Annotated in this window: 11 protein-coding genes, 3 tRNA genes and 2 pseudogenes; 5 read left to right on the forward strand and 11 right to left on the reverse strand. The window is 68.7% G+C overall.

Annotated features, from left to right (window positions below; genetic code table 11):
• Window positions 1-13 precede the first annotated feature (13 nt).
• Together GNT64_RS00890 and GNT64_RS00895 are read right to left on the reverse strand one after the other, a co-directional pair.
• Window positions 14-940 carry a hypothetical protein gene (locus tag GNT64_RS00890; protein ID WP_156677819.1) on the reverse strand — a complete coding sequence of 309 codons (927 nt, stop codon included), beginning with the start codon at window positions 938-940 and terminating at the stop codon, window positions 14-16.
• Window positions 941-1,755: 815 nt separating this feature from the next.
• Complete coding sequence (locus GNT64_RS00895; protein WP_231639168.1) at window positions 1,756-2,106, reverse strand: FRG domain-containing protein; 351 nt, start codon at window positions 2,104-2,106, stop codon at window positions 1,756-1,758.
• Between GNT64_RS00895 and GNT64_RS22250 the strand changes: the two are divergent.
• A pseudogene (locus GNT64_RS22250) lies at window positions 2,082-2,680 on the forward strand (IS5 family transposase); the annotation flags it as partial. The gene GNT64_RS00895 and the pseudogene GNT64_RS22250 sit on opposite strands and share 25 nt — an antisense overlap.
• 365 nt (window positions 2,681-3,045) lie before the next feature.
• Here the strand turns inward: GNT64_RS22250 and GNT64_RS00910 are convergent.
• Window positions 3,046-3,135: transfer RNA gene (locus GNT64_RS00910), tRNA-Ser, on the reverse strand.
• Window positions 3,136-3,298: 163 nt separating this feature from the next.
• Here GNT64_RS00910 and GNT64_RS00915 point away from each other — a divergent pair.
• On the forward strand, window positions 3,299-4,063 hold the full coding sequence (locus GNT64_RS00915; RefSeq protein WP_156677822.1) for a DUF1134 domain-containing protein: 765 nt from the start codon (window positions 3,299-3,301) through the stop codon (window positions 4,061-4,063).
• Between the two features lie 62 nt (window positions 4,064-4,125).
• Here the strand turns inward: GNT64_RS00915 and GNT64_RS00920 are convergent, their stop codons facing one another.
• Window positions 4,126-5,454, reverse strand: coding sequence for a dihydroorotase (locus tag GNT64_RS00920; RefSeq protein WP_156677823.1), 1,329 nt, complete (start codon window positions 5,452-5,454; stop codon window positions 4,126-4,128).
• 41 nt (window positions 5,455-5,495) lie between these two features.
• Here GNT64_RS00920 and ygfZ point away from each other — a divergent pair, with 41 nt between their 5' ends.
• Window positions 5,496-6,203, forward strand: coding sequence for a CAF17-like 4Fe-4S cluster assembly/insertion protein YgfZ (ygfZ, locus tag GNT64_RS00925; RefSeq protein WP_156677824.1), 708 nt, complete (start codon window positions 5,496-5,498; stop codon window positions 6,201-6,203).
• 13 nt (window positions 6,204-6,216) lie between these two features.
• Here the strand turns inward: ygfZ and GNT64_RS00930 are convergent, their stop codons facing one another.
• The 3 genes from GNT64_RS00930 to GNT64_RS00940 form a co-directional block, all read right to left on the reverse strand.
• Window positions 6,217-6,948, reverse strand: a complete 732-nt coding sequence (locus tag GNT64_RS00930) for a helix-turn-helix transcriptional regulator (protein ID WP_156677825.1) — start codon at window positions 6,946-6,948, stop codon at window positions 6,217-6,219.
• 303 nt (window positions 6,949-7,251) lie between these two features.
• A tRNA-Gly gene (locus GNT64_RS00935) sits at window positions 7,252-7,325 on the reverse strand.
• A gap of 63 nt (window positions 7,326-7,388) precedes the next feature.
• A tRNA-Arg gene (locus GNT64_RS00940) sits at window positions 7,389-7,465 on the reverse strand.
• A gap of 80 nt (window positions 7,466-7,545) precedes the next feature.
• Here GNT64_RS00940 and GNT64_RS00945 point away from each other — a divergent pair.
• Window positions 7,546-8,067 carry a hypothetical protein gene (locus GNT64_RS00945; protein ID WP_156677826.1) on the forward strand — a complete coding sequence of 174 codons (522 nt, stop codon included), beginning with the start codon at window positions 7,546-7,548 and terminating at the stop codon, window positions 8,065-8,067.
• On the opposite strand, the gene GNT64_RS00950 is transcribed toward GNT64_RS00945, so the two are convergent.
• Genes GNT64_RS00950 through fdhD form a run of 4 tightly spaced genes read right to left on the reverse strand, consistent with a single transcriptional unit; the run spans window position 8,042 to window position 10,949 of the window.
• Window positions 8,042-8,605 carry a gamma carbonic anhydrase family protein gene (locus tag GNT64_RS00950; protein ID WP_156677827.1) on the reverse strand — a complete coding sequence of 188 codons (564 nt, stop codon included), beginning with the start codon at window positions 8,603-8,605 and terminating at the stop codon, window positions 8,042-8,044. The two genes, GNT64_RS00945 and GNT64_RS00950, sit on opposite strands and share 26 nt — an antisense overlap.
• On the reverse strand, window positions 8,593-9,135 hold the full coding sequence (locus GNT64_RS00955) for a GNAT family N-acetyltransferase (protein WP_338420397.1): 543 nt from the start codon (window positions 9,133-9,135) through the stop codon (window positions 8,593-8,595). Before GNT64_RS00955 ends, GNT64_RS00950 begins: the two co-directional genes overlap by 13 nt.
• Window positions 9,132-10,118, reverse strand: a complete 987-nt coding sequence (hemB, locus tag GNT64_RS00960; RefSeq protein WP_156677828.1) for a porphobilinogen synthase — start codon at window positions 10,116-10,118, stop codon at window positions 9,132-9,134. Before hemB ends, GNT64_RS00955 begins: the two co-directional genes overlap by 4 nt.
• Window positions 10,119-10,160: 42 nt before the next feature.
• On the reverse strand, window positions 10,161-10,949 hold the full coding sequence (gene fdhD / locus GNT64_RS00965; protein ID WP_156677829.1) for a formate dehydrogenase accessory sulfurtransferase FdhD: 789 nt from the start codon (window positions 10,947-10,949) through the stop codon (window positions 10,161-10,163).
• Between the two features lie 65 nt (window positions 10,950-11,014).
• Here fdhD and GNT64_RS00970 point away from each other — a divergent pair.
• Window positions 11,015-11,875 (forward strand): annotated as a pseudogene (locus GNT64_RS00970) (diacylglycerol/lipid kinase family protein); the annotation flags it as partial.
• Window positions 11,876-11,896: the final 21 nt, after the last annotated feature.

Genomic DNA, 11,896 nt, shown 5'->3' on the forward strand with positions numbered 1-11,896 from the left:
TCAGGACGACGTGTCATGCCTGCCGCGCGTGCACCAGATCGAGCAGGGCGGCATAGGCGCGATCGGTGCGATCGTTCGCGTCCGAGCCGCTATAGTCGCGGAGGAACTGCCGGGTCGAGAATTCGCGGCCCGGCGCGGCGTTCCAGACGTCGGTCACGGCGGCGGCGCCGATCTCCCGCGCGACGATGCCGGCCGGTTCGTAGAGCAGGCCGTGGCAATCCGGCAGCACCACGACGGGCACGTCGGCGACCATCGCCTCAAGCACCACGGTGCTGCCCGTGGTGAGGAGGAGCGCGGCGCGGCCCATCGCATCGGCCAGCGGCTGTTCCGGATCGAGGAACTCGAAGTCCGGGCGGAGCATGTCGAGATGCTCGCGGCCCTCGGGATGGGGACGGACGACGACCCGCTTGCCGGAAGACCGCTGAAGATCGGCCAGGCAGGTGCGAAGCTGCTCATGATGGTTCGAATATTGGCCGGCATACAGGATGTCCCCGTCCGGATTGCGCTCCAGACGCGGCACCAGATCGAGCTTCGGCAGGCCGAGCACGACGCGCGGCTTGGCGACCCTGGCGGCGAAACCGCTGCCGAAGATGCCGATGGTGGGCAGGGCCGGATTATGCTCGTAATCCTCCCAATCCTGATAGAAGCCGTGCTGCAGGCCGATCACGATGCCGGCGCCGGTCATCCCGCCGATCACCCGCTCCGGCCCCAGATTGCACGTGCCGAGCATGAGGATGTCGGGACTGCCGATATCCCCGGCGATCTGGTCCAGCGTTCCGCCGATCAGCGCCCCCGAGCGATCGATCGGGTAGCTTGAGCGCACCGCGAAGGACGTGTCGTAGAGGCCGCGATGGTCGGGATCGCACAGGCGGGGGAAGGTGACGAGGGACACCTCGCCCCCGTCATTCTCTATCCGTCGCAGCAGCGGGTGATAGTTCATCAGGCAGCGGTAGGTGAAACAGCAGAATACGACCTTGATCACTTCATCCGCTTTCCGACTGTTCGGTCCGGTGCGCGCCGGCTTCCTCCCTGGGCGCGATCGGAGCGCGCCCGCATGATCCAGCGGATACCGTAAAATCGGATTTAACAAAGATGTTTCTCGGCGGGGGCGTCGCTAGGGGGCGAGAGGCCGCGGCAGGCCAACATCGCGAACGGACCACAACAGGTGAACAACGGCGTGAGCACCTCGCCCGCGAGCAACCAAGCAAGCCAGCCGAACGAACTATTCTAGACGGAGCATGGCAACGGCTGGAGCTCAGAACGACGGGCGCAGCAACCGGCAGCGATTCGACGCTGGATGCCGTGGGAGCGATCGACGGGGCCGCAGGCGGCGGATGGGAAGGCACGCGCCAGCCGCAACGCCGACAAAGGCGGAAGGCGGCCGGCGCTCGGAGCTGAGCTGGCACACCTTCGCGAGCTTGTGGCGGAACAGCGGACGGCTGGTGAGCCGTCTGATTTCAAGGCTCGGCTACAAGGGCGGCGCCTTACGCTGAATAGCTCTTCGCAATGCGATTGGCGGCGCGATCAAGCTCCGGAAACAATGTGCTGTTCGATACGCCTAAAAGCTCCAACGCCTTTCGGAATTCGGCTTTCGCATCCTTCGAAATCACAAAAAACTGTCTTTTCGATGGGATACGCAAAGTTAATTTTGTGAGAGGGTACAAGGCAGTGAATAATAAATCCGCAAGCTTGGGCTGGTATTTGACGATTTCTTATTTTTGGATGAACGTAGTATGGTTAAAAAGGCTAATATTTCTATATCTGGACAAAATATGTTATTTCTATCATGATAGACTGATGAAGCCTTTTGTAGGCATTGGTATTGTTAAACCGATCAATCTCCGCCTTTTTTGTTGTCCCCTTCAAACGCAATTGACGAAGCCGAATTATGCGGTCCTTCTCAATAGCCGTCATGTTAGCAAGATTTGGGAGACAACTCATTGAGTCACTGTCGAAGTATTTCTCGCGCGCTTCAGGTATGGCAAAGGCGGTAAAGGCACCGTCGCTCTCTTCGCCTTCAGGGCCGGGGTCCGTAGCAAAACATAGCGCAACTAAGGGATTTTGCGACACGTCCATCAACCTTGTCGGCGAGCCGAAGTGCTGCATCCGCACCAAGCGATCAAGCATCGTCTCATCGGCTGAGAACTCGCCGGTGCGGGAGGCCGTGGCGTGATGTGCCGCCCAAATATGGGAGCTGGAGCACCATCTATCGTCGGTTCCGACGATGGAGCGAAGCCGGGGTCTGGGAGATCGTCGCAGTGACGCTGGCCGAGATCATGGCCGACACCGGCCACGACAGCATCGACAGCACCACCGTTCGCGCCCACGTCTCGGCAGCGGGCGGAAAAGGGGAGCTCATCGACGCGCTCTTGGCCACTCGCGGGGCGGGTTCACCAGTAAGCTTCACTGCCTGGCTGATGCCCTCGGACGACCGCTCGCCTTCCACCTGACCGGCGGCGAGGCGGCAGACTGCAAGGCGTGTGGTGCCCTGATCGTCCTGCCCGGCCGCTCAAACCGCCGGGTAAAGATCGAGCATGACCGCGCGCTCTACAAGCAGCGCAACCGCATCGAGCGCATGTTCGGCCACCTCAAAATCAACCGCGCCATCGCCACCCGCTATGACCAACTCGCCAGCAGCTTCCTCGGCATGGTCCACCTCGCCACTGCCAGATACTGGCTCCAATTTTGTCCACGCTGCCTAGCACAGTGTTACGGGGTAAAGCGATCGTGGCTGGAGCGTGTTGACGGGAATTGGCATGACAGGTCAGACACTTACCCCCTGGGGCTCCCGCATAGGCTTTGATGAAATCTCTAACTGCGGGGATGACGCCGTGAACCGCAATCCGACCTTTCCGATCGGATGATTCGGGTTTCCGGGGGGGGGAGCGGATCGCAACTTGGTCGATTTCGACCTACCTCTGTCGCGGATCACGATCCGTGGCAGTCAATCGCCCGCTAAACACCGAAGGCAAGTAGGGCCATAAGTGGGGCCGCTTTCCGCAGCGTCAATTTTATATTTAAAAACAGTACGCTACTAGCGGCGGCTGGCGGAGACGGAGGGATTCGAACCCTCGGTACGGTCTCCCGTACGACGCTTTAGCAAAGCGTTGGTTTCAGCCACTCACCCACGTCTCCGGGTCGGCATCGGAGGGTGGCTATAGCGGGCAAGGCGTGGCGGATCAACGGCCCGTTCGCGGCCTTTTCCGGGCGCGTTCGGCATTGGCCCGCGGGCGTGTTCATTGCAGCGACAGCGTCGGCCGGCTTATGGTGCGGTTCAAGGCTGGGGGATGCGCGGGCGATGGTGATTGGCGGAGTGGGCATCCGGGTGGCGGCGATCGCGATGCTGGCGGCGGCGTTCGCCGGCGCGCCGGTGGCGGCGCAGGTGCGGACGGTGGATCCCTCGGCCGCGATGCAGGGCGATCTCGCGCCCGTGCCGTCGGGCGACGCGACCTACGGCTCGGGCGCCACCGGCGCGACGGCGGCGCCGTCCGGCGGCGCCGTGCTGCCCGGCAGCCCGTCAAGCTCCAGCGACGACAGCCATCCGGTGACGGCGCCCGCCGCCACGCCGGCCGCCACCGGCGCCACCTACCAGCAGGGCGACGTGATGGACGCCGCCGAAGGCGTGTTCGGCAAGGGCGCGGAAGGTCTTGCCAAGATCGTCGAGAAAATCCTGAAGGATCAGGGCGAGCCCAACGCCTATATCGCCGGGCGCGAGGCCGGCGGCGCGTTCGCCGTCGGCCTACGCTACGGATCGGGCGTGATGCACCACAAGATCGAGGGTGACCGGCCGGTCTACTGGACCGGGCCGTCGCTGGGCTTCGACGTGGGCGGCAACGGCGCGAAAAGCTTCATCCTCGTCTACAATCTGTACGACAGCCAGGATCTGTTCCACCGCTTCCCGGCGGCGGAGGGAGCGGCCTATTTCATCGGCGGCTTCACGGCGAGCTACCTGCGGCGCAAGGACGTCGTGCTGATCCCGATCCGTCTCGGCGTCGGCTGGCGGCTCGGCGCGAACATCGGCTATCTGAAGTTCAGCGAGGAATCGAAGTGGATGCCGTTCTGACGGCCGGGTGAAGCCACGGCGGCGACCGTCTTGGATCGGCGTGACGCCTCCCTCCCTCGCGCTCAGGCGGGTGCGTAGGTGCTCTCGAACCGCACCGGCCGGCCGCTGGCCGCGTCGGCCAGCTGCCCCTCCCACATCACCCGCCTGCCGCGGATGATGGTGCCGATCGGCCGCCCCGTCAGCGTCATGCCGGTGAACGGCGACCAGCCGCACTTCGACGCCAGCCAGCCTTCCTCCACCGTCCAACGGGCGGCCGGATCGACGATCGAGAAATCGGCGTCGTAGCCGGCGGCAATGCGGCCCTTGGTGACGAGGCCGAACACGCGCTGCGGGCCGGACGAGGTCAGCTCGATCAGCCGCTGCATCGTCAGCCGGCCGTGGGCGACATGATCGAGCATCAGCGGCAGCAGCGTCTGCACGCCCGGCATGCCGGAGGGGGAGGCGGGATACTCCCTGGCCTTCTCGTCGCGCAGGTGCGGCGCGTGATCGGAACCGAGCACGTCCGGCACGCCCTGGTTCAGCCAGCGCCACAGGCCGTCGCGATGCGCGGCGGAGCGGATCGGCGGGTTCATCTGGGCGAAGCTGCCGAGGCGCGGATAGGCATCCTCGCCCGCCAGGGTCAGGTGCTGCGGCGTCACCTCGCAGGTGGCGATATCCTTGTGGCCGGCGATATATTCCAGCTCGGCGGGCGTGGTGACGTGGAGGATGTGGATGCGGCGGCCGGCGGCACGGGCCAGCGCGATGATCCGCCGCGTCGCCAGCATCGCGCTCTCGTCGTCGCGCCAGACGGGGTGGGAGGCGGGGTCTCCGGCCACGCGCAGGTCTGCCCGCGCGTTCATCCGCGCCTCGTCCTCGGCGTGGATCGCAACGCGGCGGGTGCCGGATGCGAGCACGCGGGCCAGCTGCGCATCCTCCGAGACGAGCAGGTCGCCGGTGGAGGCGCCCATGAAGATCTTGACGCCGGCCGTGCCGGGCATCCGCTCCAGCTCCGCCAGATCGGCCGCATTGGCGTTGGTGGCGCCGACGTAGAAGGCGTGATCGCACCACATCCGCCCGGCGGCGCGGGCCAGCTTGTCCGCCACGGCGGCGGCGCTATCGGTGTTCGGCTTGGTGTTCGGCATTTCGAACACGGCGGTCACGCCGCCCAGCACCGCCGCGCGGCTGCCGCTCTCCAGATCCTCCTTCGCCTCCAGCCCGGGCTCGCGGAAGTGCACCTGGCTGTCGATCACGCCGGGCAGGATGGTGAGGCCGGCGCAGTCGATCGTCTCGCCGGCGTCGCCCGCTACGCCCAGGCCGGCGATGCGGCCGTCGCGCACGCCGATGCTGGTCTCGGTGGGGCCGCCCGGTGTCCAGACGCTGCCGTTCTTCAGGATCAGATCGTAGGTCGTCATCGCCGCTTTCCTCGAAGCCCACCGTTCCCTACCTGTTGGCGATGAGCGGAACCACCCTGATCGATCGCGCCGTCCTCCGCCTCTCGGGGGAGGATGTGCGCGGCTTCCTGCAAGGCCTGCTGACCAACGACGCGGCCGGGCCGCTGCCGGCCTGGGCCGGGCTGCTGACGCCGCAGGGCAAGGCGCTGTTCGACTTCATCCTGTGGGCGGACGGCGCCGACGTGCTGATCGACTGCGAGGCGGGGCAGGCCGAGGCGCTGGCGCGGCGGCTGACGCTCTATCGCCTGCGCCGTCCGATCGCGATCGCGCGCGATCCGGCGCTGGCGGTGCATTGGGCTGCGGCAGGGGAGGCGGGCGTCGCCGATCCGCGGCTGCCGGCGCTCGGCCGTCGCTGGCTCGCGCCGCCGGGCGAGGCCGCGGAGGGGTGGCGCGCGCATCGCCTGCGGCTCGGCGTGGCGGAGGGCGTGGACGAACTCGGCAGCGACAAGACGCTGTGGCTGGAGGCGAACGCGCGCGAGCTGAACGGGGTGAGCTTCACCAAGGGCTGCTATGTGGGGCAGGAGAATACCGCGCGGATGCATCACCGATCCAAGGTGAACCGCCGCCTGGTGGTGGTGCCGACGCGCGAGGCGGGCGAGCGCACGCGCATCCTCTACCCCGATCTGGGGCTGGCGGTGGAGCATCGCCGGGTGGACGCGCTGGAGGGTGCGATCGTGCCCGACTGGCTGGCCGCCGCGCTGGCGGAGTGAGCGTGCGGCCGCGTCAGAGCGGGCCATGCTCGGCGATGAAGCGGGTGACGGCGTGGCTGCGGTTCACCGCCTTCAGCTTGCGGCGGGCATTGTCCACATGGAAGCGGGCGGTGGTCTCCGAGATGCCCAGGATGCCGCCGATCTCCCAGTCCGTCTTTCCCTCCGCCACGAAGGCCAGCGCGTCCCGCTCCCGCGCGCTGAGGCCGGATGGCGTGCGGGGGCGGGGCGGGGCGGCCAGCGGCATCAGCCGTTCCGCGACGATGCCGCCGGCCAGCGACATCGCCTCGACCAGCGCCGGCGCGATATCCAGCGTCGGAACGCCGATGTGGATCGATGCGATCATCTCGTCCCGACCGTAAGCCGTGGCGCAGATCCCGTCCGCCAAGCGCGCGGCGGTGAAGGCGCTCCAATAGTCGGCGAAGCGGCGGCTGCCGTGCGGCGCGAAATCGGAGAAGCGGTAGCGCGTCAGGCCGCGTCTGATCGGCTCCAGCAGCGGGTTCTGCTCGAAGCATATGTAATCGAAGCCGCTGCTGCCGATCCACCCCGCCGCCGCCTGCCGCACCAGCACGCCGCCCGCGCGCCAGTGCGCCGCCGAGGTCAGCCGGCCCTCGGGGCGCTGGTACAGCCTGACCTGCACGTAGCTGGCGCCGCGCGTCGCGAGATCGGCGGCGAACGCCTCCGCCACGCCGGATGCGGTGTTGGCGGCGATCGCCCGCTCGGCCAGGGCAAACACGTCACGCAGCATCGATCGACCTCCGCGCGATATTCAAGCCGAACCGGCGCTGGATGTCATCCACCCGCGTGATGTCCAAAAAGAGACGATCGAAGAAAATCCCCTCGGATCCGAGAGGTGTCGGGCGCGCGCGGCAAGGTTACGCCGCTGCCTCGTCTTCGCGCGCCCGCCGCACCGGCAGGCCAGCGCCCCGGCTCGCCCTGTGGCGAGAGGTATGCCGGCCGCCGCACTTGCGACCCGCGGCGGCCGGCATGCCTGACCTGCATTGCGACGAACGCGGGACGGTCCGGCGCCGTGACGGTGTGATCGGGATAGTGGAGCGGGTGAAGGGAATCGAACCCTCCTAGCTAGCTTGGAAGGCTAGTGCATTACCACTATGCTACACCCGCGCGCGTGGCGACGGGCTGGCCGACGCCGTTCCGCCCGGCCTGCCGCGACAGGGTCGGGAGGAGTGGCGCGCCCGGAACGATTCGAACGTCCGACCCTCAGATTCGTAGTCTGATGCTCTATCCAGCTGAGCTACGGGCGCGTTGGAAGGCGTCTCTAGTCGGCGGCGGGGATCGGCGCAACCCCGTTGCGGTCATTAATGTGACGGCCTAGAGCCGCCGCATGAACCGCCCCGCCACACTGCTGCCGTGCGCGCTGACGGCGGTGCTGCTGCTCGCCGGATGCGCCGGCAGCGTCGCCTCCTACCCCTCGCTGGCGCCGCGCGCGATCGAGCAGGGGAATGCGGCGCCCGCCGCCGCCACCGCGCCTGCGGCGCTCGATCCGGCGCTGCTGGCGCAGGCGGCCACGCTGGTCGCGCAGGCGCGGAGCGGCGATGCCGCGTTCGCGACGGCGGTGGACGGCGGCTGCGCGGCGATCGATCGCGGGCGCGGCGCGGCGCAAGGCGGCGAGGCGTGGGTGGCGGCGCAGCAGGCGCTCTCCGCGATCGAGGCGGCGCGCACGCCGACCACGGCGGCGCTGGACGATCTCAACACGCTGGTGCTGGATCAGGCGCGGCTGGCGGAGGACAGCCCCCGCCCGGTCGATCTCTCGCCGCTGACCGATGCCGCGCGCACCGCCGGCGCGCTGGACGCGGCCCAGGCGGCCCGGCTCGACGATCTCAGGGAAGGCGGCTGCCGGCGCTGACCGGCCCGGCGGCCGCGATCTCCGCCCTGTGGCGCCGCGCCAAAGCGACGTAGCGGGCAACCCCGTCCCGGTGGTGCGCCATCTCCTCCGGCGTCAGATCGCGGACATGTTTGGCCGGGCGGCCGGCCCACATCTGCCCCGCGCCGATGCGCTTGCCCGGCGTCAGCAGCGCGCCGGCGGCGAGCATCCCGTCCTCCGCGATCTCGCACCCGTCCATCACGATCGCGCCGAGCCCCACGAAGCTGCGGTCGTGCAGCGTGCAGCCGTGGATCATCGCGAGGTGGCCGATCAGGCAGTCGGCGCCGATCACGGTGGACCAGCGCTTCGTCGTGACATGGACGACGCTGCCGTCCTGGATGTTGCTGCGCGGGCCGATCGCGATCGCATCCACGTCGCCGCGCAGCACGCAATTGTACCAGATGCTCGCCTCCGCCCCGATCCGCACGTCGCCGATGATGCGGGTGCCGGGGGCGACGAAGGCGGTCGCGTCGATCGCCGGCCGGGCGCCCTCGAACGGCAGGATCGTCACGCCGTCCATGCGGCCCTCTCGATCACGTAGACGATCGTCGGATTATCCTCGGGCGGGAAGCGCGCGTCGTGGAAGTCGAGCGCGTGGCGGCGGGTCAGGCCCAGTCGCTCCATCAGCCCCCAGGAGGCGCGGTTGCGCTCGCTGGTGATCGACACGATCCGTTCCGCGTCGAGACGGCGGAAGGCGAAATCCAGCGAGGCGGCGGCGGCCTCGCGGGCATAGCCCTGGCCCCATGTCTCGCGGGCGATGCGCCAGCCGATCTCCAGCTCTCCCTGCAGCGGCGCGCCCACGGCATCGATCAGCTTCAGCCCGCAGGTGCCGATCGCCACGCCGTCGGCCTTGCGCTCGATCACCCAGAAGCCGTGGCCGCGCTGCGCCTGCAGGGCGATCATGCGATCGATGCGGGCGTCGCTGGCGGCGCGATCCTGCGGGCCGCCGAGATGCTCCATCACGATCGGGCAGGCCGATTGCGCCGCCGCCCAGTCGCGATCGTCCTCGCGCCATTCGCGCAGGATCAGGCGCGGCGTCTCGGCGATCACGCCAGCAGCCGGGCGATATGCAGCGCGTGATAGGTCAGCACGCCGGAGCAGCCGGCGCGGCGGAACGCGGTCAGCGTCTCCAGCGCGATCGCGTCGCGATCGGCGGCGCCGGCCGCGACCGCCGCCTCGATCATCGCATATTCGCCGCTCACCTGATAGGCGAACACCGGCACCGCGAACCGCTCCTTCACGCGGCGGACGATGTCGAGATAGGGCAGGCCGGGCTTCACCATCACGCTGTCCGCCCCTTCGGCTAGGTCCAGCGCCACCTCGCGCAGCGCCTCCTCGCCATTGGCCGGGTCCATCTGGTAGCCGCGCTTGTCGCCCTTCAGCAGCCCGCCGGAGCCCACCGCGTCGCGGAACGGGCCGTAGAAGGCGGAGGCGTATTTGGCGGCATAGGCCATGATCTGCACGTTCCGATAGCCCTCGCCCTCCAGCGCGGCGCGGATCGCGGCGACGCGGCCGTCCATCATGTCGGAGGGTGCGACGATGTCCGCCCCGGCGCGCGCCTGGACGAGCGCCTGGAGGACGAGCTGCTCGGTCGTCTCGTCGTTCAGAACATAGCCGCGGGCGTCCGTCAGCCCGTCATGCGCGTGGCTGGTATAAGGATCGAGCGCCACGTCGGTCAGGATGCCGATCTCCGGCACCGCATCCTTCACCGCGCGGATGGCGCGGCACATCAGATTGTCCGGGTTCAGCGCCTCGCGGCCGTCTTCGGTGCGCAGCGCGCGCGGCGTGTTGGGGAAGAAGGCGAGGCAGGGTATGCCGAGCGCCGCGGCCTCCCGCGCGCGCGCCACCACCAGATCGACCGACCAGCGCGACACGCCCGGCAGCATGACGACGGGATCCTCGACGCCGACGCCCTCGGTGATGAACAGCGGCCAGATCAGGTTGGCCGGCGAGAGGCTGGTCTCCGCCACCATCGCGCGGCTCCAGCCGGCGGCGCGCGCGCGGCGCATGCGGAGGGCGGGAAAACTGGTCATCGTCGATACTCTCCGGGGCGGTCCTCTCTGGCCAAGGCGGGCTTAGCCTGCCTGCCGGCCCGCATCCAGTGCGGCATCCGGGCGGGCCAGCGCCACCAGCCGCAGCCCCGCCGCCGCCGCCCGGTCGATCGCGAGGCTGGTGGGGGCGGAGACGGTGGCCAGCATCGGACATCCGGCCAGCACCGCCTTCTCCACCAGCTCGAACGAGCAGCGCGACGAGAGCAGGGCGAAGCCGCCATCCCAGCCGATGCCCTGCCGCAGCATCGCGCCGATCAGCTTGTCGAACGCGTTGTGCCGGCCGACATCCTCGCGCGCCAGGCGGATCGTGCCGTCCGCGCCGCAGAGCGCGGCGGCGTGGGTGGCGCCGGTGGCGCGGTTCAGCGGCTGGTGATCGCGCAAGGCCCCGAGCGCGGCGAAGATCGCCGCGTCCGGCGCTGTGCAGGCGACGGTGACGGCGGGGAGGGGGCGCAGCGCCTGCTCCAGATTCTCCAGCCCGCACAGGCCGCACGAGGATTCGGACACGCGGTGGCGGACGCGATCGACGACGCGGTCGACGCGTGACGGGGCGAGCGTGACGCGCAGGATCAGTCCGCCGGCGGCGTCATGCGTCGCCACATCCAGGCAGTCGGCCGCGTCATCGATCAGTCGCTCGGCATGGGCAAAGCCGTAGGCGAAATCGGTGAGGTCGGCCGGCGTTGCCATCATCACGGCATAGCCGAGCCCGTTCAACTCGATCGCGACCGGCGCCTCGACGGCCAGCGCGCGATCCTGGGGCATGCGGGTGCCATCCGGCGCGATGCGGGTGAAAAGATGGCGGATAGTGGCGTCCATGGCATGTTCGTAGAGGCGGAAAAGGCGTGATGCACCCGAAACACGCGAAACGACGTTCAGCCGGCATGGACACCCTGCCGCGCTCCGCCACGCTCGTCGTCAATGCGCAGTCGCGAAAGGGGCGCGAGACCTACCGACAGGCCTGCGCCAAGCTGCGCGCCGCCGGCGTGACGATCGATTCATCCCATGCGGTGCGCGATCCCAAGCGGCTCGGCGAATATGTGCGGCGGGCGGTGGAGAGTGGCGCGCCGATGGTGATCGTCGGCGGTGGCGACGGCTCGCTCTCCTCATCGGTCGACTATTTCGTCGGGCATGATTGCGTGTTCGCCCTGCTGCCGCTGGGCACCGCCAACAGCTTCGCGCGCGGGCTCGGCATCTCGCTGGATCTGGACGGGGCGATCGACGTGATCGCCAACGGCCGGCCGCGCCGCATCGATCTGGGCATGATCGACGGCGACTATTTCGCCAATTGCGCGGCGGTGGGCATATCGCCGCTGATCGCCGAGACGGTGCCGCACGGGCTGAAGAAGATGCTGGGGCGGATCGGCTATCTCGGCTGGGCGGCGTTCCAGCTCACCCGCTTCCGCCCGTTCCGGCTGACGGTGGGCGAGGGGCCGGATGCCGAGACGATCGACGCGCTGGAGGTGCGGATCGCCAACGGCGCCTATCATGGCGGCACCGAGCTGGTGGAGGATGCCGAGCTCGACAGCGGCGAGATCGTGGTGCAGGCGGTGATCGGCAACGCCCGCCACCGGCTGATCTACAGCTGGGGCGCCAGCTTCCTGAAAATGCGCGCGCGCAAGCGCACCGTGCGCGAGTTCCACGGGCGGTCGCTGCGCATCGTCACCGATCCGCCGCTGCCGATCTCGATCGACGGCGAGGTGCTGGCGCACACGCCGGTGACGGCGCGCGTCGCCAGGGGCGTGCTGGTGGTGGCGGCGCCGCTG

Source organism: Sphingomonas profundi, from assembly GCF_009739515.1.
Lineage (GTDB): Bacteria > Pseudomonadota > Alphaproteobacteria > Sphingomonadales > Sphingomonadaceae > Alterirhizorhabdus > Alterirhizorhabdus profundi.

Bases quoted from the DNA above. Each gene is read 5' to 3' on its own strand.
- GNT64_RS00890 (WP_156677819.1), bottom strand. From the start codon at position 940: ATGAACTATCACCCGCTGCTGCGACGGATAGAGAATGACGGGGGCGAG.
- GNT64_RS00895 (WP_231639168.1), bottom strand. From the start codon at position 2,106: ATGCAGCACTTCGGCTCGCCGACAAGGTTGATGGACGTGTCGCAAAAT.
- GNT64_RS00915 (WP_156677822.1), top strand. From the start codon at position 3,299: ATGGTGATTGGCGGAGTGGGCATCCGGGTGGCGGCGATCGCGATGCTG.
- GNT64_RS00920 (WP_156677823.1), bottom strand. From the start codon at position 5,454: ATGACGACCTACGATCTGATCCTGAAGAACGGCAGCGTCTGGACACCG.
- ygfZ (WP_156677824.1), top strand. From the start codon at position 5,496: ATGAGCGGAACCACCCTGATCGATCGCGCCGTCCTCCGCCTCTCGGGG.
- GNT64_RS00930 (WP_156677825.1), bottom strand. From the start codon at position 6,948: ATGCTGCGTGACGTGTTTGCCCTGGCCGAGCGGGCGATCGCCGCCAAC.
- GNT64_RS00945 (WP_156677826.1), top strand. From the start codon at position 7,546: ATGAACCGCCCCGCCACACTGCTGCCGTGCGCGCTGACGGCGGTGCTG.
- GNT64_RS00950 (WP_156677827.1), bottom strand. From the start codon at position 8,605: ATGGACGGCGTGACGATCCTGCCGTTCGAGGGCGCCCGGCCGGCGATC.
- hemB (WP_156677828.1), bottom strand. From the start codon at position 10,118: ATGACCAGTTTTCCCGCCCTCCGCATGCGCCGCGCGCGCGCCGCCGGC.
- fdhD (WP_156677829.1), bottom strand. From the start codon at position 10,949: ATGGACGCCACTATCCGCCATCTTTTCACCCGCATCGCGCCGGATGGC.